This is a genomic window from Niabella drilacis (assembly GCF_900101395.1).
GTDB classification, from domain to species: domain Bacteria; phylum Bacteroidota; class Bacteroidia; order Chitinophagales; family Chitinophagaceae; genus Niabella; species Niabella drilacis.
In genome coordinates this window covers 295,216-319,484 of sequence record NZ_FMZO01000005.1, presented here as the reverse complement: position 1 = coordinate 319,484, position 24,269 = coordinate 295,216, and the positions used below count along the sequence as shown (strand labels likewise).

The window sequence follows — 24,269 nt, the reverse complement described above, 5'->3', positions numbered from 1 at the left end:
ATCGTAAATTTATCTTCATCCCCTGCCCGTTTCAATGACTGACATCACCGGCCGGTTTGAGGCTTATCATTAAAAAGCCACCGGCATTGAGCCTGTAAAATACAGGAAGGATCCAGGGTGCGCTATAGCAAATCATATACATCCTGAAAATAACGTACCGCGCCGGCCACCGTGGCGTCTGCCGTCATGTACAGCACAAAGACCGGAACGGGCTTTGCTATTCTTTTAGGGATAGGCTGCTGTCCCCTGATGCTGGCTGTTAAAAACTGCTCATCGAGTTTTTCATCCAGCAACTCATTTGCCAGCTCAAGCGGTTTCTGGATGCGGATACAACCATGGCTGAAGTATCTTTTCGCTGCTTCAAAGTCCGATTTCAGGTTGGTATCATGCAGGTATACGCTATAAGGACTGCTCAGGTTGAACTTTATTACTCCAAGGGCATTATCGCAGCCGGTTGACTGACGAAAACGATATGGAAAATTCTTTGCCGTGAACTTCTTCCAGTCCAACTGCTTCGGGTCAACGACCACTCCTTTGCTGCTGATCACCTGCATCCTCAGGATATCCAGCACCACCAGGCTCTTTTTGCAAAAGGGAAGAATTTCATTAACAGCGATACTCCGGGGCACATTCCAGTAAGGATAAAGGATGACCTGGTCGCAGTATGTCACAAAGCGGGGCGTCATTGTGGAGGGCTTTCCCGCCACGATCCGCATATTCAATTTTACCGAGTCCTGCTCAAAATAATTCAACTCGGCAGCAGCAATATTAACCACTACAAAATGCTTAAACCCGAAATGAAAAAACCAGCGGTAATTATTGAGACTGATCATCAGCGAAGCGATCTTTTCCCGGTCGCCCAGCTCCAGTTGTTTCTGTAATTCCTCTTTTAAGGCCCGGTAAAGCGGCTGTGACGGTTCCAGCTCCGCTACCGTGGCGCGCAGCAGCATGCTGTTGTTTATCCCGTTCAAAAGACTGATGATATGCCGGCGATCAATCTCCTCGTATTTCCCGCTGATCTCATCACTCCCTACCCGTGTGCGCGACCTGGGATCTCCTGCGCAGAGATCGCCAAAATAGGCCAGCGCCGCGTCGGTGAACCTGCGGTCGTACACCAGGCGTTCTCCCGGTTCGGGATCGCCGGTAACAGCCGGCAGCATCGACAGGTACTTTAGCGCATCCAGGCCCTGGAGCGGCGCCTCTTCTTTAATGATCCGCACCAGTTCCTGCTGCGGGGTATCGTCAGCGGCGGCGGTAGAATCCAACCAGAATAAATGCCCTTGGCGCTGACGGTAAAACGCATCCACCAGCGAAGGGTTTGCCAGCGGCCTGTTAATGCGGCGCTGCAGTGCCTGTGCAGCGGCCGCTACTGTGCCAAGCAACAGGAAAACTGCGATCATAATCGCACCTGCTATGGCAGAATGATACTTCCCGGATGTTTGCCTGATGTACATATTTTTCTTTTAAAAGCCACCCAAAACAGGTTTCAATAAATCTTATTCACCGCTTACCGCTCCGGGGCCTTAATGCCCTCCCGTAAACCAGCGGCTCCCGCTCACATATGCATTGCCCGGCTTAAACCTGCCGATTCTATTTCACCATTGTTCAAACGCAGTTCGGGGGGGATATACTTCAGTCCCAATGCCCGGTACATTTCTTTCTCCGTTGATCCTGCTATTTTCCGGTGCGTTGCCCGTTCAAAAAGGCCATATTCATTCATCATATAACCCTTTTCTTTAGCGATCATCCGCAGATGGACGGTATGCCCGCGGGAGCCCGTCATATAAAGCAACGCCGCACCATATTCGCGGGAATGCATGAGCCGGATATCTACCTGGATATGCCGGCACCGGAGTAAAACGCTGGCTTTATTAACGCCGCTGACCAACACCCGCAGCACATGCCGGGAAGCTATGAAAGTTTGCACAATGGCCCGGCGGGCTTCCGGCTCGGCGAGAACCAGTATGTCAATATCTCCAACCAAAGGTTTTTTCCTACGGATACTGCCACAAAGCTCGGCGCGCTGAACGCCTGGTATTTTCGTTAACAGGCCAACCAGGGCGGTACCGATCCTCCGGGCATCGGTCAACGAAACCGGCTGCCCTCTTCTTGTTACCGCCAGCAGCACTTTCATGTTCTCTACTCTTCGCTTACCAATCCCTTTTACACCGTCCAGCCGATGATCATTGAGTGCCTCCACAAGCTCGTCCTCGTTTTTTATACCCAGGCGGTCATAAAGTATTCTTAATGTTGCAGGCCCAAAACCGCTGATATCCATCAATTCCAGTAACCCATACGGCACCTGTTTTTTCAAATGGCTGAAAACTGCAATTTTTCCGGTCTGCAGGTATTCTGTTATTTTCATGGCCATACGTTCGCCGATATGATCAAGTGCTTCCAAACGCTTTATATCAGAAGCGTAGACGGCAATATCTTCGCGCATATTCAGAAGCATTTCGGCAGCGCCCTGATAAGCCGCCACCCGGAATCCTTCGCCTCCCAGGTACCGGTAACAGCGGGCTATCTGCCGGAATATACAGGCGATCGCGTCATTATTCTTGTATTCCGGAACCTGTCTCATAAAAAAAATCAGGCATTCGCCTTTCAGAAGTGGGAAATAAAAACGGGATGTCCGATAGCGCCTCCATTCAAATGCATTCCACCGCCTGGCACCAGCCTCGAAAAATCCGTTCTTCCGGATGCCCCCATTACGATAAAACAATTGTTCCGTCTCTGGTAAAAATCAAATAGCGCACTGCCGAAATCCCTGGCATATAAGGCCTCAAAATGCATCTGTGTATAATATGGTTTCAATTGCTCCTCAATTAATCGCTCGTGCCTGCAGTCCGGAAAGCGGTCTGCAGCAACCACCACCACCGGCTTATGTTCAAAGCAAGGGAACAACCGGGCAAATCGCCTGAAGGCAAATAAGGCGGAAGCGGAGCCGTCGTAAGTCAGTACTATTTCATCAATTTCCGAGGCCGGGCCGGAGACGATCACCAACGGGCATTCTGCAGCCTGGAGCAATGCCCAGACAAACGGCCCGAGGTATGCATTATCATCCGCATCCGGTGAAATCGCTGCATCTACCACCATCAGATCTGCGAAACGGCTGGCCGATACCGCCTCCCGCAGGGAATCTCCTTTCAGACAGTTTACGGTACCGGAGACCCGTTCCTTCCCGCATACCTCCCTGAATTGACGGATATCATCCCGGATGCCTGCTCGGGGATTCAATACCGACTTTTTGTCCGGCGCGGCCGGTGCATAAACTTCCAGGTTAGCCGTTCTTTTTGCGCACAGCGCCTCCCGCCCCCCCGCCAGTAAAACCCCCTGAAGGCGGGACCGGGTCATTGCCGCCAGATAGCAGGCAAATTCCGCTGAACTGTTATTGAATGCAATATCATTAATGAGCAGGAGCAGATTTTCCATTAGTTTACATTTTTTATCGTTAACGATGGGCAACAAACAACGGCTGTTGCCTGTTTTTTTAATATTGCTGCTACAAAGCTTTTTTTACCAGTTGCGACACCCACGACCGCCCTCAATAATGATCGCTCCCCGCTGGCCGGCTATCTATTCAGCCCATTCCGCAGCGCCGTACCGCCTTAAACAGGCAGCACCGCATAACCGATCACCAGCAGATCCGCATACCGGCTTTCTTTTTTTAGCTTCAACACGGGCGTTTCTCCTCTTCCCCAACAGGAGGAGTGCTTATTCCGGTACTTATTATATAACGCTGCGAACCGGGCTGGGGCGACTATCAGCTGTTGCTGCGTTCGGTCATCGTATGGAGGTAACAAGAAGAGAGAACCTGCCCGCAGTAACCAATAACGCAATGAGCGCTTTGGTAAAAAGACCCCATACAGATATACAGGCGTTTCCCGGTTCAATTCCCGGATAAACGAAAACGCCTCTTGCTCCATATTGATGCCGTCAGCTGCAAATAAGATCTTTATCATAACGCTCCCCGTTCATCATTCAAAACTACGGCCGTGTTCTTTTGCTTATCTATGACAGCCGTCAACCCGGCCGATGATACTCATTAAATGGGAAAGCTTTTTATCAGCCATCACCAAACAGGCATGACTGCAATCATTATGAAAGCCGCCGGAGCTCATTGAAGCGCCGCAATACCAAAATGTATCTTGCTACCATGAAACAAGATCAAGGGGAATACCCTTTCATTTAAACAAATGCCCTATATGCTGCCAGGTGTTATTAACTGCAGAACAAAAAGGCCACCACTGTGGCCGGTAGTGCCGGCCGTAAGCCTGTTATTACTGGGTATCAGTGCCTATATCCTTATTTATCCCTGGAACAGCTATCTCCAACTGATCAAACTTTCGGGGATCGGCATTCTTTTGAACGGGTTATTGCTTATAGCAGCATACTATACCGGGAGAACATTTTTTAGCCATTCAAACTGGATCCTTGCGGAAGGGCTGTTAAACAGTGTATCCGGTTCGCTGATGCTGTTCAATCCCTTATTAAATTTTCTCCTCTTTTCATATTTTGCCGGCACCTGGGCAATCGCCTGGGGTGGTTTGAAGATCGCGCAGTCCCTGTTTCAGAAAAAAATATTAAAAGGCTGGCAGCTTTTATGTGCCGAAGGGGGGTGTGCGGCTGCGGTGGGCACCTTACTGCTCGATCTGCCTTTTATAAAAACAAGACAGACTATTCAATGGCTGGCACTGCTGCTCTTGCTGATGAGTATATTGAACATCATGATCAACCTCAAAAATAAAACTTACAAAAAGGGCCGTCCGATCATGTTTTAAATAAAGATGCAGGAAATACCCGTCCATTCCCAGCCGTAGCATTACATACCCGGCTTGTTTGCCTGCCTCTTAATAAGGATCTTATATATAAATAAGCACCCGCTAATCCTGTTCCTGCAGGCCGGAGTCCTGCGGTCCGTCCGGTGCTACAGCCCTGCTGTCATCATTCCCTTTTCTGTTCTGTAGCTCCAACGTCAGAACGTCCGTGTCCGTTGTCTGGATCCAGACACGGCCGGAGAAACGCGCCACCTGCACGGCGATACCGGTTTCCCGGAGGAATCGCATGCGCGTCAGGTTAATTTTAGGAATAGTGGTTAAAGGCCAAAGCTGCAGCGCAGCGTTGCGCTTATTAGCAACGAACAGGAGATGGAACAGAGGTGCAGCGCACCGGTACTATAAGTCTCTCCCGAAAAGATTCCCGCCGCGCTGCGGCTACGGGTAAGTCCCTGGAAGTGCTTGTTACCATTATTTGCGGCACGCTGCGCCCGCTATCAAAAGATCAGGTCTTTTTTGGCCTCCAAAGGCTTATTCATACTACATTTTATGGCAATAGACCTGTTTTTTATCCTGACGCGCATGCGGAAGAATCGGGACTCAAAATCTGCTACGGTCCAGCCGGCTTCGAAACGGAACGACCGGATGCCTGTTAAAGGGGCCACCTCCCTGAACAGCAACCGCCTGCTGAGTTTATCCCCTAGCGACGGGGCCTCCCCCTTCAGGTGAGGATGCCTGTAAAATCAAGTTTCAAATACGGGAACTGTTTTTGAAACTGATCCTGGATATCCCCGATCGTACTTAACTGGTGTATATCAATTTTCATCATCTTTATTTTACGTTCAATACGAATTATCGCCCAATACCGGTTGCAACATCCTTTATCCCCGTAGGTTACCGCTCGTTCGTAACGGCTACTGTGCATGCAGCGCTACAACAGGTACACTGCAGTGCAAAACAAACTTTTTGGTATGACCGGAAAAAAAAGGATCCTGCAGCAAGGAGTGTGCGCCGGGAAGGATCAGCAACAGGTCAAACCTGTTCTTTTCCACAAACGCTATGATACTTTTTGAAGTCCTTTTATTTTCCAGGTAATGAAACACCGGGGCCAAACGATGAAAGCCTGCCCGGGCGCTCAATGCTGTACTACCGGAACGAAAGGCATCTTCATCCTCCCAGCCTGCGCAGACCATATGCAGTCCGGCTCCCAGGTCGGAAATAAGCTGATCAATTTTTTGCACAGGCAGCTGCCCTGCGGGGTTTTGGAAATCCCAGGCAAGGGCTACTTTCTTTATGGACGAAAACCGTGCCCTGTAAGGCACCGCGAGCAGGGTCCATGGCAAATGCCGCATTTCATAAAGGGTATGCCCGCCCCAGACCAGCTTTTCCGCCCGGGATCCCCCCTGGCTGCCCATAATAACCAGATAGGGCCGCACATGCTCACAAAACAATCTGACCTCGGAAAAGAAATTGCCGTTGCGCACTTCACTAAAGATGCTGAGCCCGCCCCCGGTCTTCCGGTGAATCTTTACTCTCAATTTTACCAGCTCTGCTTCTGCGTTGAGCCGATCATCATCCATTGTGAGTGACACAGGTACCTGGGTAAAATTAACGGGCAGGTTGCAAACATATAGGAGCAGCAGGCTTGCCTTACAGGTCTTTGCGATTTCAACGGCATAGTTCACCGCATTTAAAGCAGCCCTGGAAAAATCTACCAGCACAAGTATCGTTTTCATATTCTTATTTTATCCGGGTCTCAATAACCAGTTCCGGGCGCGCCCGGATGAATATTAAAAATAAAGGCCTTTTTTCTACCAGGTCAATGAGTTCCGTCAAGCCGCTTCGTGATCACCGTCAACCCCCACCCGGTATCCAAAATCAAAAGCAACCACGGAACATGCTTCCTGCAAGGGCCCAGACCGCCCCGAACCTAATATCCGTCAAACAGGATGATGACCCCGGTCATTGTAATTCCTTCCTGCCCGGAATTACCTTTAGAGTCGCAAAAGACAAGAATGTCGTATTACAGCTTAATAAACGTCGCCTGCTATAATGTCCAGAGCATATTTTTTTCAACAAGCGAACTTCATTCCCCGGATCATTGACCGGCTCATTCTTCCATGGGTAAGCTGGTTAAGAGTAAAGGGCGTTATCGGGCAAACGTCGGTGCCTTCATTAACAATCTCAGAGGAAAAAGAGCGGTACCGCATTACTGTTGCGGCACCCGGTTTTCAAAACAAGGACCTTTTTTTCAAGGCAAATCATAAGAAGCTCTTTATCAGGATATTTGATCAGGGACCTGACTCAACCCAAACAGAACAGGCTGCTGAGGCCAGCGAGCAGAACAGGTTTGCCTGCTCGATCCGTTTGCCGCCGGAGGTAAGGCAGCACATGATCGATGCACATCTCGAGCACGGTTTGCTTTTCATCCTTCTGCCCAAAGGTTTCCAAAAACCTGATCGTAAAGCAACTTCATTTTCCATTTATAAACAGTAGTGTATGAAATCAGATAAAAAGATCCAGCAGGACGTAACAGAAGCCCTTCAATGGGAGCCCATCCTGAATGCCACAGCAATCGGTGTGGCGGTAACCGACGGAGTGGTAACGCTGAGCGGTCATGTTGATCAGTACATAAAAAAAAGAACCGCCGAATCGGTCGCCAAAAGGGTCAAGAACGTTAAGGCCGTTGCAGTCAATATTTCCGTTGAAATTTCATCTAAAGATAACAGTAATGATACAGAAATAGGTCAGGCGGTCGTTGAGGCATTTCGCTGGAACAGCCTGATACCGCAGGACAACATTAAAGTGAAGGTGGAAAACGGCTATATCACGCTGGAAGGGTGCGTGGAGTGGCAATATCAAAAGCAGGAAGCGTATAAAACGGTTAAGCCGGTACTTGGCGTTAAAGAAGTGTACAATCTGATATCCGTAAAGCCTGCGATCAGTAAGGCGCTGGTAAAAGACCAGATCAAAAAAGCAATGGCAAGGAACGCGGATATCAAATCTGATAAAATAGCTATTGACATCTCCGGCAGAAAGGTGACGCTTAAAGGGACCGCGGGCTCCTGGCAGGAACGAACGCTGATTGAAAATGCCGCATGGTGCTCACCCGGTGTAACAACCGTTATTGATGAGATCGAAGTCCGCTAACCAGGAAGGCGGTTTTGCTTTTGAACATTTTTGTACATTAAGAACCCGATACATAATGACGAAGATATTGCTCGTTGAAGACAATCCTGAAGTCAGGGAAAACATGACCGAGATCCTGGAACTCGCAGGTTATGAAGTATTTACTGCCCCCAATGGGAAAGAGGGTATCGACGCCGCCATCCGGGAACATCCCAACCTTATTCTTTGCGACATCATGATGCCGGTACTGGACGGTTATGGTGTATTACACATGGTTCAGAAAGAAGCCCAATTGCAAAGTATCCCGTTTATATTCCTTACGGCCAAATCCGAAAGAAATGAAATCCGAAAGGGCATGGAAGCCGGGGCAGACGATTACATTACCAAACCCTTTGACAGCATAGAATTGCTGAACGCGATCGAAATGCGGTTGAAAAAAGCAGAATTGCTGAAACAGCCCTTCCAGGGTAACCTGGAGGGCGTTAATGAGCTCATCGCTGTCAGTTATGGCAGAGATTACCTGGAAGAGCTCCGGAAGGACCGGAATATTAACCGGTATAAAAAGAAACAGATCATTTATTCCGAAGGCAACCATCCTTCCCGTATATATTATATCCAGAAAGGAAAAGTAAAGACCTTTAAACGAAACGACGATGGAAAAGAGTTGATTGTCGGGCTCTATGCAGAAGGTGACTTCCTGGGTTATCTGCCACTGATGGAAGGCCGCACCTACCGTGAAACAGCGGAAGCAATGGAAGATGTGGAACTGTCGATTATCCCGCGATCAGAATTTGAAGAACTGATCGGAAGCAATCCCATGGTGATGAAGAAATTCATGACTATACTGGCCCGCAATATTGAGGAAAAGGCGGAACAACTGCTTGCAGTTGCCTACAACTCCCTGCGAAAAAAAGTTGCAGATACCCTGGTAACGCTGAACAGAAAATACAACAGGGACCATGATGAAAGCTTTCATATAGATTTATCGCGCGAAAACCTGGCAGCGATAGCTGGTGTAGCCAAAGAATCGCTGATCCGCATGCTCAGTGAACTGAAAGAAGAACACCTCATTAACCTGGAGGGGCGCAAGATCCGGATCTTAAATTATGCAAAGCTGGAAGATATGTTCAATTAGGTCCGCGTTCTACAAAATCAATGAACGCGCATTTCATTTTCTGAAACTCATGCAGAAGGTGTTGCACGGCCTCTTCCAGGGCTGTATATTGCCTGCTGTTTGCATCAGTCATTCCCTGGATAGCAATTTCTTCCTTCAACAGCGCTATATCCCGGCGCAGCAGATCAATGATCAGGTCTTTTTCAACAAACTGCTGCTGGAACATTTCTGCCTGCTCCACAAAATCTGAAGACACCTGCCCGCTGACGGCCTTTGAAAGCCAGTCCTTAAGCAATACATTATCCATTTTAAGTCGCATTAAAACGGTGCACCATTTGCTATTTTCATTCATATACAATTGCTGTTCTTTTTAAATATCCTGTACCGCTGTTTTTGTCACTCTTCTTATTAAAGGTAATGTTCTCCGGAGCGCACACTTCTAATTTCAATCATCATTTGAGGAAATACGCATCATTGTTCACAGGGCATCACGCAGACCGGCATACAAACCCTGCAGCCGGGGAATTATGGCGCCGTATTGGGCTATTGCGCCCTCTGGCATTTTGTTCATTAACACCCGGGCATTTTTGATAAAGATCATAACCGGTTATAACGCCACTCATGTATTTCAAAGGCCCCGGTTTGAACCTTTACGTTTTAAATACAAGCAGTATGAAAACAGTTATCCGGCCAAATCACCGCGGGCTTTTCTTTAAATCTGCTGCTGTTATTGTGGCCACGCTGTGCTGCATCCTGCTGCTGTCAGGCCACAAATTCTGGCCCCGCCGGAGGTGCAGATTGTAATGAATAAGGATAGATTGGGATTTCCCGGAAAAAAACAGACAGCTACCAGGACGTTATCACAAAGGAGCCGGTACAGTTCAGGGATTTCAAGCTTTTACCGGAATGATCTTACCAAAGGGTATCATCAGATCAGGCAGCCCAAAGAAGTACTGGCCCTGTATCCCGTCCCCATTTATGTGCAGTATCAATACGCCCCGTTTGTAAAACGGCCACAAGTCGCCAGCCATGCAAAAGAATTATTCAGGCATCCGGCATCACCAATACTGCGGCCCCCTGTACTTTGCCTTTGCGAAGCGCATCCAGCGCATCATTGGCCTGCCGGAGCTCAAACAACTGAACGGTGGCCTTCACCGGTACCCGGGGCGCAAGGGCCAGGAACTCCTTTCCATCGCTGCGTTTCAGATTGGCTACCGAACAAATGGTACGTTCCTGCCACAGGAGGTCATAAGGGAATGAAGGAATATCAGACATGTGAATACCTCCGCAAACCACCATCCCTCCCCGGTCTACATCCGCCAGCGCCTTGGGAACCAGCGGGCCATGAGCTGCAAAGATAATAGCCGCATCTAAAGGTTCCGGAGGATCCTGCAGTGAATCACCCACCCATGCCGCACCCGCCTGCCGGGCAAACGTCCGGGCAAACGGGTCACCGGGGCGGGTAAAAGCACACACCGTTTTCCCTTCAAAAACGGCTAGCTGCAGCAGCAAATGCGCTGCGGCCCCAAAACCGTAAAACCCGATCCGGTGTGCAGTAACGGGTATCTTCCGGTAAGAGCGGTAACCGATCAGGCCGGCACACAATAAAGGGGCTGCCGCTGCATTGCGCAAGCCTTCGGCCAGCGGAAAGCAAAACTGCTCCCAGGCAAGGGTGTAGGCAGCGTAACCTCCATCCATATCATACCCTGTACAAACGGCATACTCACAAAGATTTTCCCGGCCGCTGCGGCAATAACGGCAGGTACCACAGGTATGGCCCAGCCAGGGAACCCCGACCCAGTCGCCCGGCTTTAACTGCTGTACACCCGGCCCCGTATGTACCACGTATCCAACGATCTCATGCCCGGGTACCAGCGGCAATTTGGGATGCAAGAGCTCGCCGTCAATAATGTGAAGGTCGGTCCGGCATACTCCGCAGGCCGTTACTTTCACCAGTACCTGCCCATCCAGCGGTTGCGGCACCGGCAATGTAGCATACTCCAGGGGCGCACCCTGGCGTCTCAATATCATTGCATTCATTGTATCAGGTAAGCGCATGCGTTACGGGTTTTGAATATTAAAATGGCGAACTGTATTTATCAGCCGGCTGCCGCTCCAGCTTCCATCCACAAGGATACGCCTTACGGTAAACTCCGGAGTTTCCGGATCTACCCGGCCATAGAGCTGGAACGCCAGCTCATAATTGTTGTTCATCAGCTGTTGAACGGCGGCCTTGTTCCAGCTCCCAAAAGGATAGGCAAAATAGCGGACAGGCCTGCCGGTGAGCGCCTCAAGCAGCCGCCCCGGCTGTACCAACTCAACACGCCAGTCGGCTTCCTTGTAAAACCGGACATCATGATGATCCCAGGTATGACAGCCGATCACATGCCCTTCCTCAGCCAGATGACGCAACTGTAAACCGGTCATATACCGGCTTTTATCAATGGACACTGTCATAATAAAAAAAACCGCCCTAAAGTCATAACGGTCCAGTTCCGGCAGTGCATTTTCATACTGTCCCAGGGTTCCATCATCAAACGTGAGCATAAAGGATTTCCTTGGCGGAGGCACTCCGCGTTGCAGATACGCCATCCACTCACCCGGCAGGATCGTATGGTAACCGGAGTCCTTCAGTATTCTCATGTGTTCGTGAAAAGCCATCACGGGTATAATATAGCTCCGGTCAGCTTTGGCATCTGAGGGCTGCCAATTCCTCACCTGGTGGTAGCATAAGACCGGAGGCTGGTAAAAAAAACTACCGGAAGTAACAAAATCCTGGGCCACTGATCCGGACAAGCGGTCAATCCGGCTGCCGCCGTACCGTATTGCAGGAACAAGGCCTGCCGTTTTATGCACACCCGCCGGGTGCAGCAAAACCAGGATCAAGCAGCAATACAAGGTACTTCGCCCGCAAATGCTGCTTTTTAGTTTTCTTGTTCGGTTCATTGTCCAATTAGTTTCATAAATAAAAATTCAGGTATCATACCCTGTGCATGGCATTAAAATAACATAGACCAACAGCCGCCCCTGCTAAAATCAATATCCATTCCAGTCACAAGACAAGGACTTTTGCTGACGGAGCTACGGGCCCGGCCGTTATGAAAAGCCCTCTTCACAACTGCTGTCAATATATAGTATGACGAAGTTCATTGTATTGTACCTGCTCCCGCAATAGCTTTGAGCATCCTTTCACTAAATCCGCTTATGTTATGCAAGTACCTCCGTATATAAACAAAGAAAAATTAATGGCTTTTGTAACAAGTGCCTTTATTATCTACTCGATCCTGTTCCTGGGCCGCCATGCAATCAAAGACGCTTTTACCGACCTGTTCTGGAAACTATATGACCTGATTGTTAAAGAACAGCCGGCTCCGGGCCACTGATCGCTATACTACCGGTACAATATAAGAACCCCGGCACTTCTGCGCCAGCCCCTTTTTTGAAACACCGCCAATAGCTATGTTGTTTTGCAGGGCCGGGGTACTCTATAAAAATTCCACATAGTTCTCCCGTATATCCGGGAATCTCCCTCTCAGCGGACTCATTTCGCTTTTACAAACGGAGCAACGGCCCGTTAGTTGTTTCAGCTCAATACAAAACAGAATGCCCTCTTTATCCGAATCGGAAACCGCAAAAGGCCAGTAAGATGATTGCAACAGATCATCGTTTTCAATTTTGGCGGCAACCCGGCCCTGCAATACACGGATCGCTTCCAGGCGATCTTCTGTGTTGCTTAACTCCTTAAACACACCCCAGCAAACCACACTTTCCCATTTAACCATTGTTTCCACATGCTCTACCTGGAAGCATACTTCGGGGTTTTCGCGCATCATTTCCAGCTTCAGCCCTTCTGCCGTCCGGCCAAAAATATATCCCTGATCATATGCATAACAAATAGGAACAACATACGTAAGTCCGTTGGTATGACATCCAATATGACCAAAGATCCTGTGCTGCAGCACACTTTCGATCTGGCTCCTGCTTAATTCCTGAAACATTGTTTAAACTTGATAGGTTAAAAAATCAGATTACTTCCAACATTGCCATAACCGGCCACCGGTACCTTCCCCGTTACCGGGGAACCGTTCCGCAAGCTAAAGGTAAAGTTGTGTCTTTAGGAGCCGGCTTACAATGACCATCGTCAATAATATTGTCAATAAGTATTAAGGCCATAAAAGCCTGCAGGTTCCCGCAAACCAACAGGGCCACATCAACGCCCTTAGTTTACTATTCCAACGCCATTTCGAGGCAATCCGGCCTATCCTGGTACAGTTTTCTTACAAAATAGCCGACACGTTGTTTTAAACCGGCAATTACCGATGAGCAATGCGCACGGGCACAGAAGCACTTTGCCTGTATGATCCTGAACCTTATTAAAACCTTATGCGGCGGCGCATCTGTATAATATACAATGGCTGCAATTCCGAAAAGATCCATACTCCATCGTACCCCTTTTTTGTGAAAATGCAACCGGGACGCAAATTGTCCTTTCATTCCATTGATATCAACATAGGGTCTTTCTACGAAAAAACAGATATTATCCTGCTGATCAAAATAAAATGCTTTAATTAAGGATGTCGGACATTTCAGTACCTGATTGCTCTGATCGTAAAACAGCCCGGTATCAAAGTCCATAATTTTATCCTTCAAAAATGCCACCTGGATTCCTGTATTCATGCTATCACTCTTTGAATGTAAATTAAAGCGCACCATACCGGTAGCCGATGATTGCTGTTGACCTCAACCATGACGTTTATCACTATTGATCACCAGGACGAAGCATTCAGCATCAGGATAACAGACCGATGCAGAAGCTATCGTACCTTATTCATGATCCATTTCTTGGTCGTTTCAGCGGCGACCAGGTAAACAACTATAATAAAGAGAAGAACCGCCAGAATATCTGCGGGCAGCCGGTAAAATGCAAACGCTTTGGACAGCGGCGTATAAAGAACAAAAAGAAACAGCAGGCAGGTAAACGCATTTGAAAGCAGTAAGCCTTTGGAGGGTTTACTTCTCAGAAAAAAAAGCCGGGTCCTCAATACAAATAAAATAACGATCTCCGACAAAAAACTTTCCATGAACCAGCCGGTCCGGAGCAGTGCCGGAGCGCTGTAAAAATATCTGTACAACACCCCAAAAGTCATAAAATCAAATACCGAGCTTTGCAGCCCAAAAACAAACATAAAACGGCCGATATATTTCAAATTCCATTTGGCAGGTCTGAGCAACGTTTCCTTATCCACATTATCCGAGGCCAGGGCAATAGCCCGCAAGTCGCTTAAAAAATTATTCCATAAAATCTGTACCGGCAGTATCGGTAAAAAGGGGAGCACGAGCAAAGCCACCGCCATACTGATCATATTACCAAAGTTGGCACTGATCGTAATATAAATATACTTCATTGTATTTTCAAAGGTCCTTCTGCCCTCCACCACCCCCTGCCGGATCCTATCAATGTTCCGGTCCAGCAATATGATGTCGGCTGCTTCCTTTGCCACATCTACAGCGTTTTCGATTGAGATGCCCACATCGGCCGCACGTAAAGCGTTCACATCATTAATACCATCGCCCAGGTATCCTACAATATGCCCTGTTTGCCGGAGCAGTTTTATTATTCGTTCTTTTTGCTCCGGCAATACTTCAGCAAATACACTGGCCCGGTTTACCACCTGGCAGAGGGCGTCATCCGGCATCTGTTCCATTGTTCCTCCACAAATCAATGGCTCTGCCTGCACGCCGATCTGTGCAGCTAAATGAGCCGCAACAAAGCGATTATCGCCGGTAATGATCTTCAGATCGACCCCTACCGCTCTCAACTGGTCAATGGACCCTGTAATGCCATTTTTTGGAACATCTGACAATGTCATCAACCCTAAGAAAGTCATATCCGTTTCATCCTCTTTTGTGATCCGGCGATCTGCAGCCATGTTCTTATAACAAACGCCCAGGGTCCGGTATCCCTGGGCACTGAATACCTCGAAAGCGTGCTCAACCTGCCCGGTTAGTGCACGGTCAAGCACGGTCTTCCCGTTCTTCGTCTCAACCGTACTGCAGACGGCAAGAATATTATGAACGGAGCCTTTGGTAATCAGGATATATCGTTGTTCATTCCCCACCAGGACGCTTAGCCGTGGCGTCAGGCCAACGGCCAGGGTAAGCGCAAACAAAACGGAATCGAAGACCGGCTTGCCCTGCAATACATTTATAACAAGTATGATCCCGGGAATAACAAAAGTCAGATACATCAGCAGATAGCCAAATTTATAGATCCCCTTTTCAAAGGCGATTGGCCATTCTGCCTGCTGCAACGAGCGGCCGATCTTTCCCAGGAAGGTATTCCTTCCTGTATTTACAACCAGGGCCGTTGCTGATCCGTTCGTAACACCTGTACCATTAAAAACGGCATTGGTGACCTTCGACAGGGGACCCGTTGCAGAACAGCAGCCCGCAAATTTTGAAACATGAAACGATTCCCCTGTAAGCACCTCCTCATTTACATGCAGGTCATTCGACTCTAAAAGACAGGCATCGCCCGGAACAATGTCTCCCGCATTCAGCAGTAAAATATCGCCCGGAACCACCTCCTCAAAAAAAACATTCCGGGCTATGCCGCCCCGCTTTACACAGGCCTTAAGATGCGTTAGTTGTTTCAAGCGTTCGACCGCTTTGCCGGCGGTACGCTCCTGGAAAAATCCAAAGACACCTGTAAGTACCAATACAACAGCAATGATGGCGCTCTCAGAATACTGCTGCAAAACAATTGACAAAATAACCGCAAAAACCAATAATAGCACCAATGGGCTCCTGTACTGCGCAATAAGCAACAACAAGTCGCTTACCCATGGCTTCCGTCCAACACGCGTTCCCCCTGCCTTTTGCTGTCTGAGGCGTTCATCTGCAAAAGCCTGTCCCAAACCTTCACGGTTGCTGTTCAACCGGGTCAGGAGTACATTTACATCCTGTAACCAAAATTGTTCCAACGCTTTATTATTTGTTAAGTAAGGCGACCGGAACGGCTGACCTCCACAAATAACGAATAGCCAATACAGATTTAAAATGACGCAGGTCACCAACAGCAGTACGCCTTGTCAATGTGACCAGGATCAGCCCGGGCATTAATGCTCCTCATGAAAAAAGTAACACCGCCACTGTAGCTTCATATAAAATTCTGAAAAGCAGGAACCGGTTCCTGAAGTCCGTTAAAAATAAAATCTTCCGGCATGAAAAAATATATCGTAGCATTTGATGGTCTTAAATACTCGGAAAGTGTAAGAGATTACGCTATTCATCTTGCAAAGCAAAACAATGCTCATTTAACAGGTGTGTTCCTTGATGATTTTATGCATCACAGTTATAAAATAACCCAACTGTTAAAGCAGGGAGGCGACTTTGAAGCCAGGCGAAAAAAATACGATCAGAAAGACGAAAAGACACGGAACCTGGCGGTAGCTGACTTTGAAAGTGCCTGCCAACAGGCATCCTTAAACTATTCCCTGCATCGCGATAAATGCGTTGCCATACAGGAGCTCTTGCATGAGAGTATTTTTGCCGACCTTTTGTTCCTCGACAGTACGGAAACCTTCACCGCATATGCGGAAAAAGCACCAAGTCTGTTTATCCGGGATCTTTTGGGCAACGTGCACTGCCCCGTTGTGCTGGTACCGCATTCATTCCAACCCATCAGCAAACTTCTGTTATTATACGATGGAGCCCCATCATCCGTGCATGCCATTAAAATGCTAAGCTATACGCTGGATGCTTTGAAAGAATTGCCTGTTACTATACTAACGGTAAACGCCGCAGATCAGTCATCTCATCTTCCCGATAACAAATTATTTAAGCAATTTTTAAAACGTCATTTTTCCAAAGTCCAATATATCGTGCGAAAAGGGGCTCCCGGAACAGAAATCACCAATTATCTGAAACAGGCAAAAAACGGGGCATTGATAACGTTAGGCGCATATAGCCGCGGGGCAATCAGCCGCTGGTTCAAGACCAGTATGGCAGATATGTTAATGAAGGAAATGAAATACCCTTTGTTTATTGCACACGACTAAACCCGGCTTACGATCTATCTCGCTGCCCAGACAGCCCTGCGCCACCAATGCCCTCAAAAAGCATCATCGCGTTAAGCAGATCCAACAGTACAAATGCCCCCTTTTGTGGATCGGCCGGCCGATCCACAAAAAGGCAGGCTTTTCAGCCTGCCTTAAAACGATAGCCGCAGTGCTATACCCTTTTGCAGGTCTTATTCTGCGGTAGCTAAATTAATTCAGTTGTATCCTGGTTAAGCTAACAGTTTTTTTTCCGCTTTTAAAATATTCAGTTTACTGCCTTTTAAACAGGTATATCTGAACTTCTTACTTTCCGACCGCAATTGAATTAATCTGATACAAATATCAACCTGGTATCTAAGCAAACAAATGACAATGAGCAATTAATTATTGATCTTTATCATCATTTGAATCCTGCAATGGAATAACAAATTGATTTACCTCTGCAAGTATTCAGCAGCATTCAATTGATTATTAACATATTAATATTTTATAACAACCAAAAATAATTAGTACCTTCAACTTACCAAATCAACAGTCATGAATAAGGATACCGGCATTGGTTTCGACGTTCTGTTCACCAATGCATCGCTCGGTATAATGGTAGCAAATGAACAGGGCACCATTGTATTGGCAAACCCTTTTCTTCTTAAACAGTTTGGCTATTCGGAAAAAGAATTGCTTGGGCAAAAGATCGAAAAGCTGATCCCCGAGCGCTATCATAAGCGACATGTCACCCATGTTCATCATTACAATGAGCATCCCAAAAACAGGCCCATGGGGCTGGGTTTGGATCTATACGCAACCCGGAAAAACGGAACGGAATTCCCGGTGGAGGTTAGCCTGGGCAGTTACCCGACCGAGCAGGGCAAACATGTGATCGCCTTCCTAAATGATATTTCTAAAAGAAAGGAAGCGGAACAGGCACTGCAGCAACTCAATGAAGCACTGGAGCAAAAAGTGGAAGAACGAACGGTAACGCTTAAAAGTACCGTAAAACAATTAGCCGCACTTATTGCAGAAACCGAAGCCAAAGACACGGAACTGAACCGGATCAATATATTTCTAAAAAATATATGGAACCATGCCGCCGCCATAATTATTGTAACAGACAATGCCGGCATCATCAACATGATCAACCCGGCTGCCGAAAGACTGCTGCTCTACAGCAGCAATGAATTAATCACCAAAGAAACGCCAACCATCTTCCTGAATGAAGCCGAAATATCTTTTGCCAGCCTGGTTGATAAAGCCGGCAGCAGAACATCCAATGAAGTAGAAGTATATTATAAAAGAAAAGATGACAGTCAATTCCCCGTTTCGCAAACCTTTACCGCAATGCGTAATGCCCAGGGGGTGATCGAAGGATACCTGATGATTGCTATGGATATCTCTAAGCGGAAGAAGGCTGAAACCGATCTGCTTGTTGCACTGCAGAAGGAAAAAGAGCTGAGTGAACTGAAGTCACGGTTTGTTTCCATTGCTTCCCATGAATTCAGAACGCCGCTCAGCACGGTGCTGTCATCAGCCTATCTGATCTCTAAATATGCGGAGAAGGAGGACCAGCACCGGAGAGATAAACATATACAGCGCATCGTTTCTGCTGTAAATATGTTAACTGATATTTTAAACGACTTTCTTTCGGTTGGAAAGATCGAAGAAGGGAAAATCCAGTTACGGAAAACGGTCTTTGATATTAAGCAGCACCTGCAGCAGATCACCAACGAGCTGCATGGCTTACTGAAGAAAGACCAGCAAATACACTACCGGCATGAGGGTGTATTAGAAATTGAGCTGGACCCTTCGCTGGTGAAACACATCCTGCTAAACCTGCTTTCCAACGCCATCAAGTTCTCTCCCGAAGGCAGTGTTATTGAACTCCGGAGTGTCCGGACGCCGGAGCATCTCAAAATATCAGTTGCAGACCAGGGTATTGGCATATCACAGGACGATCAGCTCCATTTGTTTGAGCGGTTTTTCCGTGCGGCAAATGCAACGAATATCCAGGGAACGGGGCTTGGGCTTCATATTGTAAGCAAATATGTCGAATTGCTAAATGGCACCATCACCTGCAACAGCCGGCTGGATACAGGAACCACCTTTGAACTCAATTTCCGGATGGACCCCTGAAGCGGCAGGGCCACTCCTGCCAAACGCCGCTCATATTGTATCCCAGAATAGAATGCTGTTACACGGTAATGGGGAACTAAAAGCCGTTTATAACCGCCCGCTGTTCCAAACCGGTTCCGGTTTTCAGAACAAGGAAACCACCGGGATGCGGGAACAAATTTCGCGGATCCGGCCCGGCATAAAAACAGAAGTTTTTAGCCCCCCATACAGCCCTCCTGTTGCCGGCTGCCGTTTCAATACCGGAGGAGTACAATAACCCGGCAGAAGCATCGGAGGATTATTTTACTGCTACTTTCTTTTCTACCCGTGCTTCTCCGTCATTGTTCTTGGGCAATTCCAGCGTAAGGATACCTTTATCATAGTAGGCTTCGATGGCATCCGTCTTTACATCCTGCGGAAGCGTGAGTGTACGGGAAAAGCTGGAATAGCTATATTCTTTGCGGCGGTACTTCTTTTCATTTTCCTCGTGTTCCTTTTCAGAACTGGCGCTGATGGTAAGCACATTATCATCCACGTCAATATCAAAGTCGCCCTTTTCCAATCCGGGTGCCGCCACAGTTACCTTATACTGATCTTTTTCATCAGAAACATTGAGTGCGGGCACAGTGTCGTGATTGAAAAAGTTATTTCTTCTGAGCCAGTCGCTCCAGGGAGTAAAAAAGTCATCGATAACCCCGGGGAAAGCTTCTTTCAAATTGATCAGTGATTGTTTAGACATAACAGCCTCCTTGTTTTTTAAAATTAAAATTTATTTTCAGTTCTATTTTAGAAATTACACCCTGTAGCAGTTTAATAAAGATAGAGTACGCGGCAGCGGCATTACAATGACCCGGGTCAGTTATGATCATGACTGCCGCCATTGCTCAGGGCAGCAGCTTCTGCTCTGCCTGAACCATATTGGCAATACCATTTAACAAGGCATCGGGATTAAAGGAGATACTGTCAATCCCTGCCTCAACCAGGAATTCGGCAAAGGCCGGATCATCACTGGGGCGCTGACCACAAAGGCCGATTCTCTTTCCCTGCTTCTTTGCATGGGCGATCATATCTGCGATCATCTTCATTGCTGCAGGGTCTCTTTCAGAAAACAGGGAGGCAACGATACCCGAATCCCGGTCTACACCCAGCACCAGCTGAGTGAGATCGTTGGAGCCGATCGAAAACCCGTCAAAGACCTGTGCAAACTCAGTAGCCAGCAACACATTGGACGGAATCTCCGCCATCATATATAGTTCCAATCCGTTCGCTCCCTGGATGAGTCCTTCCTCCCTCATCACAGCTACTACTTTGCGGCCTTCTTCCACGGTTCTGCAAAACGGGATCATGAGCCTAACATTGACCAGGCCCATTTCATCCCTTACTTTTTTCATTGCCGCACACTCAAGACCAAAACCTGCTCTATATAAGGGATGATAATAGCGTGATGCGCCGCGAAAACCCAGCATTGGGTTTTCCTCCCGGGGCTCAAACGCACTACCGCCCAGCAAATGCGCATATTCGTTGGTTTTAAAATCGCTCATCCGCACAACCACTTCCCTTGGGTAAAATGCAGCGGCTATCGTTGCCACAGCCTGCGCTAATTTTTCAATAAAATATTGACGTTTATCTACATACCCGATGGTCAGTTGCTCAATTTGCTCCCTGGCCGTAATATCCTGCAGTGTTTCATACTGCACCAGGGCCATAGGATGAATACGGATCACATTGCTGATAATAAATTCCATGCGTAACAGCCCCACTCCTTTATTAGGATAGCTTGACCATAGGAATGCTTTTCCCGGATCGCTTATGATCAACATCGGCGCGGTTACTGCAGGCATCCGTATGTTGCCCGGTTGTATTATTTCCTCTGTCCACTCTGCCCGTCCCGCATATATATAGCCTTCTTTTCCTTCTGCGCAGCTAATGGTGACCGGCATCCCGTTCCTGATTTTCCGCGTAGCATCTCCACAGCCTACCACAGCAGGCGTTCCCATTTCCCGGGCTATTATTGAAGCATGGCTGGTACGGCCGCCTTTATCGGTGATAATGCCTCCTGCTTTTTTTAAGAACGGATCCCAATCCGGACTGGTGAGCGTAGTGACCAGGATATCCCCGGTCTGTAACTGTGTTGCTTCCTCCGGCGTGGTCAGTATACGGGCAATGCCGGAAACGATCCTGCCGCCTACAGCCGTACCTTTTGTGATGATCGGATAGCTGCCTTTTAAGCGGTAGATGCTAAAAACAGGATCTTTCTTTTTGCTGTGAACGGTCTCCGGCCTTGCCTGTAATATAAATAGATCATTGGTAAGCCCGTCCCTGGCCCATTCTATATCCATCGGTCTTTTATAATGATCTTCGATGGCCACCGACCAGCGTGCCAGTTGCTGAATGGCATCATCGTTCAGAATAAGCCTGTGCTGCATCTCCTCCGGCGTATCCGTATTAATAACCCCGGCGCCGCTTTTGTCTTCACTAAACCGCATCCATTTTTCTTTACTGCCCAGCACCTTTTGCAGAATGGCATACCTGCCTGCCTTTAGTGTTGGCTTAAATACCAGGAACTCATCCGGTGTTACGGTACCCTGAACCATATTTTCTCCCAGTCCCCATACCCCTGAAATATGGACCACTCCCGGAAAGCCCGTCTCTGGCTCCAGGGTAAAGCAAACACCGGAGCAGGACCTGTCGGACCGGACCATTTTTTGGATTCCAACGGATAAGGCTACCTGGTCATGGGCAAAGCCATTCTCAATACGGTATTTTATAGCCCTGTCTGTATAAAGAGACGCGAAACATTTCGTAACAGCCTGCAGCAGTGCCTGCTCGCCCTGTATATTCAGAAAGGATTCATGCAACCCGGCAAAGCTTGCGCCAGGGAGGTCTTCCGCCGTGGCACTGCTTCTTACGGCAACGGATGTAACACCCTCCGCATTCATTGCCCGGTAGGCCTGCAATAACGCTTCTTCAAGAGCTGGGGGAAGATTCGCTGCCAGCAATACCCCCCTGCAGGCCTTTCCAACATCTGCCAGGTTATCGCAGGCAGCGTTACCGAGCTTTGCCAACAGCTGCTTCAGCGGGTATGCCAGCTGATTCTCCCGTATAAAAAAACGGAACGCATCGGCTGTGACGGCAAATCCGCCGGGCACATTTATCCCCAGCGCAGACAGGTTATTATACAGTTCTCCTAAAGAAGCATTTTTACCTCCCACGATACCAATGTCGGCAATCCCGATCTCAGAAAAATCCATGATATATTTCATCCCCATTTTTTTTGCCTACCGGTATACCTCCCGAACCTAAAACAATCAGTAAGCAGCATTTTATTTTTTTATTTAACCTTTGGAGACATAAACAGCACCGGGACCGGAGGTGATAAGATAAAAGACTTTGTTACGCTTTTATGAAAAAAACCGTGCCGCTGAACAAACATAATCAGCAGGTCCGGCTTTTGTTCAGCCACATATTCCCTTATACCCTCTTCCACATGATCATTGGCCAGAAAACGATAATGCGGCTTAAAACTGTCCAGTTGTTCCTGTACATCGATGGTCAGGGGTACTTCCCTTGGGGAGAGTTCCGCGTTGGGCGATACTGCAACAATATCAATCTCTGCACGAAACTGCCGCAGCCAATCGCGCAAAACCGCCCACGGAACAGGGTCATCACCTTCCAGGTCGATCGCTATACCGATCTTCTTAAAATCAGTCAGCGTAGCCGTTGCCGGCACTACAACCACCGGGCAGGAGCTACGTTTGGCAATGGGAATGGAATGCGTGCCCCATAGGATCCGCTCAAACGCCGTAACAAACTCAGACGCTATAAAAACGGCGACCGGCTCTTCCTCACCACACAATAATTCCAACTGATTCACTACCGTTCCTACCTTGTAAAGCGCCTCTATTACGATCTCGTTCTTCGTCCGCTTTTTCATTTCCAGCACGAGGTCCGTCAGCAAGGCATCTGCCTGTTCTTCGGCCACCTCATAAAAATCCAGGGGCACCTGCACATCGGTGGTCACCGGCAGGATATCCACTGCATTGAAGATGATGAGGCGGGCTTTCAGTAGCTGCGCCAGGTCCGCTGCAAACGCAACAGCGTGGTTGGCTGTTGCTGAAAAATTAGTAGCTGCGATAATCGTTTTCATACTACATTGTTTATTAAATACTATGGAATGATCAACCAAAAACAAACAGATAGCTCCCGGGCCAGATCTTACCGGGGCCGCTCTAATGATGCGTAATAAAAACCGGCTGTTTCATCAGTTGTATCAGCGGCTCCGCGGTACTGTCCTTAAATAGCCGGGACAGATAGGCACGACCATAGGCCCCCATCACAATAAAACAATGATCCCTCCTTTTTAAAAAATTGAACAATTCGAATGCGGGGTCCTTACCATGGACAACCTCATACCCTATCTGCGAATAATAGCCTTTTAACAACTCACTTACCTGCTGTTTATAAGACACTTCCGGGATATCCCCTACCTGAACAACAATCATACGCCTGTTGTCAAAAAAAGGCAATAAATAGGCAAACTGCCGGATGGCAAATACAGAAGAGGCAGAACCGTCATACGCAAAAACCACTTCATCAATATGACTGATCCGTTCAGATGCGATGATCACCGGGCATTCTGCTTTCTGCAACAGCGCTTTTAAAAGCGGAGCCGGAAAACGCCCCTGCGCATCCGAAGCAGCCGTTTTTTCGCCGGCTACAATAAGGTCCGCGAACCGGCTTTCGATCAACGCTTCAGCAATATCATACTCCCCCATACAATGAATGGTACAGACAATATTTCGTTTTTCACAAAGCGTCCGGAAACGCTGGATATTCAGCGCCCGGGTTTCGGTAGCAGTTTCAAAACCGATCGTATCCGGCTCGCCCAGGATGTCGCCGCACGGAGCAGGATCCAAACCGGATAACACGGCATCACCTGCGGCATCAGCAGCTTCAAAAAACAAGCCCTTTATCGACGCCCTGGCGTTCCCGGCAATGTAGCAGGCAACGTCCAGCGCATCGCAATCCAAAGAACAGCCATTTGTAATAAATATTATTTTTTTCATAATTCCGATTTTAAATCCC

The 24,269-nt window shown here is 48.0% G+C and carries 23 protein-coding genes; 7 read left to right on the top strand and 16 right to left on the bottom strand.

Annotated elements, in window-relative coordinates:
• Nucleotides 1-122: 122 nt before the first annotated feature.
• From BLS44_RS11610 to BLS44_RS11595, 4 genes are all read right to left on the bottom strand, one after another.
• A complete protein-coding gene (locus BLS44_RS11610) occupies nucleotides 123-1,454 on the bottom strand; it encodes a L,D-transpeptidase family protein (RefSeq protein WP_090390217.1) in 1,332 nt (443 codons plus the stop codon).
• A gap of 101 nt (nucleotides 1,455-1,555) precedes the next feature.
• Nucleotides 1,556-2,581, bottom strand: a complete 1,026-nt coding sequence (locus tag BLS44_RS11605; protein WP_090390216.1) for a helix-hairpin-helix domain-containing protein — start codon at nucleotides 2,579-2,581, stop codon at nucleotides 1,556-1,558.
• 23 nt (nucleotides 2,582-2,604) lie between these two features.
• Nucleotides 2,605-3,432, bottom strand: a complete 828-nt coding sequence (locus tag BLS44_RS11600) for a hypothetical protein (protein WP_090390215.1) — start codon at nucleotides 3,430-3,432, stop codon at nucleotides 2,605-2,607.
• A 176-nt stretch (nucleotides 3,433-3,608) separates the two neighbouring features.
• Nucleotides 3,609-3,962: a hypothetical protein gene (locus tag BLS44_RS11595; protein WP_090390214.1), complete on the bottom strand. Its 354-nt coding sequence runs from the start codon at nucleotides 3,960-3,962 to the stop codon at nucleotides 3,609-3,611.
• Nucleotides 3,963-4,196: 234 nt separating this feature from the next.
• Here BLS44_RS11595 and BLS44_RS11590 point away from each other — a divergent pair, with 234 nt between their 5' ends.
• Nucleotides 4,197-4,781, top strand: coding sequence for a DUF308 domain-containing protein (locus BLS44_RS11590; RefSeq protein ID WP_090390213.1), 585 nt, complete (start codon nucleotides 4,197-4,199; stop codon nucleotides 4,779-4,781).
• Nucleotides 4,782-4,883: 102 nt separating this feature from the next.
• Here the strand turns inward: BLS44_RS11590 and BLS44_RS11585 are convergent, their stop codons facing one another.
• Both BLS44_RS11585 and BLS44_RS11570 read right to left on the bottom strand, forming a co-directional pair.
• Entirely contained in the window at nucleotides 4,884-5,066 is a 183-nt protein-coding gene (locus BLS44_RS11585) for a hypothetical protein (protein ID WP_090390212.1), read from the bottom strand.
• A gap of 623 nt (nucleotides 5,067-5,689) precedes the next feature.
• A complete protein-coding gene (locus tag BLS44_RS11570) occupies nucleotides 5,690-6,511 on the bottom strand; it encodes a universal stress protein (RefSeq protein ID WP_090390209.1) in 822 nt (273 codons plus the stop codon).
• A gap of 316 nt (nucleotides 6,512-6,827) precedes the next feature.
• Here BLS44_RS11570 and BLS44_RS11560 point away from each other — a divergent pair, with 316 nt between their 5' ends.
• From BLS44_RS11560 to BLS44_RS11550, 3 genes are read left to right on the top strand one after another with little or no spacing between them, the layout of a single operon-like run.
• Nucleotides 6,828-7,271, top strand: coding sequence for an Hsp20/alpha crystallin family protein (locus BLS44_RS11560; RefSeq protein WP_090390207.1), 444 nt, complete (start codon nucleotides 6,828-6,830; stop codon nucleotides 7,269-7,271).
• Between the two features lie 3 nt (nucleotides 7,272-7,274).
• Nucleotides 7,275-7,925: a BON domain-containing protein gene (locus BLS44_RS11555; RefSeq protein WP_090390206.1), complete on the top strand. Its 651-nt coding sequence runs from the start codon at nucleotides 7,275-7,277 to the stop codon at nucleotides 7,923-7,925.
• Between the two features lie 55 nt (nucleotides 7,926-7,980).
• Nucleotides 7,981-9,039 (top strand): response regulator, encoded by a 1,059-nt coding sequence (locus BLS44_RS11550; protein ID WP_090390205.1) that lies wholly within the window; start codon nucleotides 7,981-7,983, stop codon nucleotides 9,037-9,039.
• Here the strand turns inward: BLS44_RS11550 and BLS44_RS11545 are convergent.
• From BLS44_RS11545 to BLS44_RS11530, 3 genes are all read right to left on the bottom strand, one after another.
• On the bottom strand, nucleotides 9,032-9,325 hold the full coding sequence (locus tag BLS44_RS11545) for a hypothetical protein (protein ID WP_090390204.1): 294 nt from the start codon (nucleotides 9,323-9,325) through the stop codon (nucleotides 9,032-9,034). The two genes, BLS44_RS11550 and BLS44_RS11545, sit on opposite strands and share 8 nt — an antisense overlap.
• Before the next feature lie 737 nt (nucleotides 9,326-10,062).
• The gene (locus BLS44_RS11535; protein WP_218127737.1) at nucleotides 10,063-11,076 is read right to left on the bottom strand and encodes a zinc-dependent alcohol dehydrogenase family protein; all 1,014 of its coding nucleotides are present in this window, start codon (nucleotides 11,074-11,076) and stop codon (nucleotides 10,063-10,065) included.
• Nucleotides 11,077-11,079: 3 nt separating this feature from the next.
• Entirely contained in the window at nucleotides 11,080-11,964 is an 885-nt protein-coding gene (locus BLS44_RS11530) for a polysaccharide deacetylase family protein (RefSeq protein ID WP_090390202.1), read from the bottom strand.
• Nucleotides 11,965-12,227: 263 nt separating this feature from the next.
• Between BLS44_RS11530 and BLS44_RS26525 the strand changes: the two genes are divergently transcribed.
• Nucleotides 12,228-12,401 carry a hypothetical protein gene (locus BLS44_RS26525; protein WP_176954393.1) on the top strand — a complete coding sequence of 58 codons (174 nt, stop codon included), beginning with the start codon at nucleotides 12,228-12,230 and terminating at the stop codon, nucleotides 12,399-12,401.
• A 102-nt stretch (nucleotides 12,402-12,503) separates the two neighbouring features.
• On the opposite strand, the gene BLS44_RS11525 is transcribed toward BLS44_RS26525, so the two are convergent.
• From BLS44_RS11525 to BLS44_RS11515, 3 genes are all read right to left on the bottom strand, one after another.
• The gene (locus BLS44_RS11525) at nucleotides 12,504-13,016 is read right to left on the bottom strand and encodes a pyridoxamine 5'-phosphate oxidase family protein (protein WP_090390201.1); all 513 of its coding nucleotides are present in this window, start codon (nucleotides 13,014-13,016) and stop codon (nucleotides 12,504-12,506) included.
• Between the two features lie 229 nt (nucleotides 13,017-13,245).
• Entirely contained in the window at nucleotides 13,246-13,695 is a 450-nt protein-coding gene (locus tag BLS44_RS11520; RefSeq protein WP_090390200.1) for a hypothetical protein, read from the bottom strand.
• A gap of 137 nt (nucleotides 13,696-13,832) precedes the next feature.
• Nucleotides 13,833-16,001, bottom strand: coding sequence for a cation-translocating P-type ATPase (locus BLS44_RS11515; protein ID WP_245729187.1), 2,169 nt, complete (start codon nucleotides 15,999-16,001; stop codon nucleotides 13,833-13,835).
• Between the two features lie 240 nt (nucleotides 16,002-16,241).
• Between BLS44_RS11515 and BLS44_RS11510 the strand changes: the two genes are divergently transcribed.
• Nucleotides 16,242-17,078 carry a universal stress protein gene (locus BLS44_RS11510; RefSeq protein ID WP_090390199.1) on the top strand — a complete coding sequence of 279 codons (837 nt, stop codon included), beginning with the start codon at nucleotides 16,242-16,244 and terminating at the stop codon, nucleotides 17,076-17,078.
• 537 nt (nucleotides 17,079-17,615) lie between these two features.
• Entirely contained in the window at nucleotides 17,616-19,205 is a 1,590-nt protein-coding gene (locus BLS44_RS11505) for a sensor histidine kinase (RefSeq protein WP_090390198.1), read from the top strand.
• A gap of 277 nt (nucleotides 19,206-19,482) precedes the next feature.
• Here BLS44_RS11505 and BLS44_RS11495 read toward each other — a convergent pair whose 3' ends face one another.
• The 4 genes from BLS44_RS11495 to BLS44_RS11480 all read right to left on the bottom strand — a co-directional run bounded on the left by BLS44_RS11495 (nucleotide 19,483) and on the right by BLS44_RS11480 (nucleotide 24,250).
• Complete coding sequence (locus BLS44_RS11495; RefSeq protein ID WP_090390196.1) at nucleotides 19,483-19,923, bottom strand: Hsp20/alpha crystallin family protein; 441 nt, start codon at nucleotides 19,921-19,923, stop codon at nucleotides 19,483-19,485.
• Nucleotides 19,924-20,068: 145 nt separating this feature from the next.
• Nucleotides 20,069-22,447, bottom strand: a complete 2,379-nt coding sequence (gene ppsA, locus BLS44_RS11490) for a phosphoenolpyruvate synthase (protein WP_090390319.1) — start codon at nucleotides 22,445-22,447, stop codon at nucleotides 20,069-20,071.
• Nucleotides 22,448-22,515: 68 nt separating this feature from the next.
• Nucleotides 22,516-23,331, bottom strand: a complete 816-nt coding sequence (locus BLS44_RS11485) for a universal stress protein (protein ID WP_090390195.1) — start codon at nucleotides 23,329-23,331, stop codon at nucleotides 22,516-22,518.
• 82 nt (nucleotides 23,332-23,413) lie between these two features.
• Nucleotides 23,414-24,250 (bottom strand): universal stress protein, encoded by an 837-nt coding sequence (locus BLS44_RS11480; RefSeq protein ID WP_176954392.1) that lies wholly within the window; start codon nucleotides 24,248-24,250, stop codon nucleotides 23,414-23,416.
• Nucleotides 24,251-24,269: the final 19 nt, after the last annotated feature.

Coding starts and splice junctions, on each gene's coding strand:
- BLS44_RS11480 (WP_176954392.1), bottom strand. CDS start 24,250: ATGAAAAAAATAATATTTATTACAAATGGCTGTTCTTTGGATTGCGAT.
- BLS44_RS11555 (WP_090390206.1), top strand. CDS start 7,275: ATGAAATCAGATAAAAAGATCCAGCAGGACGTAACAGAAGCCCTTCAA.
- BLS44_RS11485 (WP_090390195.1), bottom strand. CDS start 23,331: ATGAAAACGATTATCGCAGCTACTAATTTTTCAGCAACAGCCAACCAC.
- BLS44_RS11570 (WP_090390209.1), bottom strand. CDS start 6,511: ATGAAAACGATACTTGTGCTGGTAGATTTTTCCAGGGCTGCTTTAAAT.
- BLS44_RS11550 (WP_090390205.1), top strand. CDS start 7,981: ATGACGAAGATATTGCTCGTTGAAGACAATCCTGAAGTCAGGGAAAAC.
- BLS44_RS11605 (WP_090390216.1), bottom strand. CDS start 2,581: ATGAGACAGGTTCCGGAATACAAGAATAATGACGCGATCGCCTGTATA.
- BLS44_RS11520 (WP_090390200.1), bottom strand. CDS start 13,695: ATGAATACAGGAATCCAGGTGGCATTTTTGAAGGATAAAATTATGGAC.
- BLS44_RS11495 (WP_090390196.1), bottom strand. CDS start 19,923: ATGTCTAAACAATCACTGATCAATTTGAAAGAAGCTTTCCCCGGGGTT.
- BLS44_RS11510 (WP_090390199.1), top strand. CDS start 16,242: ATGAAAAAATATATCGTAGCATTTGATGGTCTTAAATACTCGGAAAGT.
- BLS44_RS11595 (WP_090390214.1), bottom strand. CDS start 3,962: ATGATAAAGATCTTATTTGCAGCTGACGGCATCAATATGGAGCAAGAG.
- BLS44_RS11560 (WP_090390207.1), top strand. CDS start 6,828: ATGTCCAGAGCATATTTTTTTCAACAAGCGAACTTCATTCCCCGGATC.
- BLS44_RS11585 (WP_090390212.1), bottom strand. CDS start 5,066: ATGCGATTCCTCCGGGAAACCGGTATCGCCGTGCAGGTGGCGCGTTTC.
- BLS44_RS11535 (WP_218127737.1), bottom strand. CDS start 11,076: ATGCGCTTACCTGATACAATGAATGCAATGATATTGAGACGCCAGGGT.
- BLS44_RS11530 (WP_090390202.1), bottom strand. CDS start 11,964: ATGAACCGAACAAGAAAACTAAAAAGCAGCATTTGCGGGCGAAGTACC.
- BLS44_RS11590 (WP_090390213.1), top strand. CDS start 4,197: ATGCCCTATATGCTGCCAGGTGTTATTAACTGCAGAACAAAAAGGCCA.
- BLS44_RS11545 (WP_090390204.1), bottom strand. CDS start 9,325: ATGGATAATGTATTGCTTAAGGACTGGCTTTCAAAGGCCGTCAGCGGG.
- BLS44_RS11505 (WP_090390198.1), top strand. CDS start 17,616: ATGAATAAGGATACCGGCATTGGTTTCGACGTTCTGTTCACCAATGCA.
- BLS44_RS11525 (WP_090390201.1), bottom strand. CDS start 13,016: ATGTTTCAGGAATTAAGCAGGAGCCAGATCGAAAGTGTGCTGCAGCAC.
- BLS44_RS26525 (WP_176954393.1), top strand. CDS start 12,228: ATGCAAGTACCTCCGTATATAAACAAAGAAAAATTAATGGCTTTTGTA.
- ppsA (WP_090390319.1), bottom strand. CDS start 22,447: ATGAAATATATCATGGATTTTTCTGAGATCGGGATTGCCGACATTGGT.
- BLS44_RS11610 (WP_090390217.1), bottom strand. CDS start 1,454: ATGTACATCAGGCAAACATCCGGGAAGTATCATTCTGCCATAGCAGGT.
- BLS44_RS11600 (WP_090390215.1), bottom strand. CDS start 3,432: ATGGAAAATCTGCTCCTGCTCATTAATGATATTGCATTCAATAACAGT.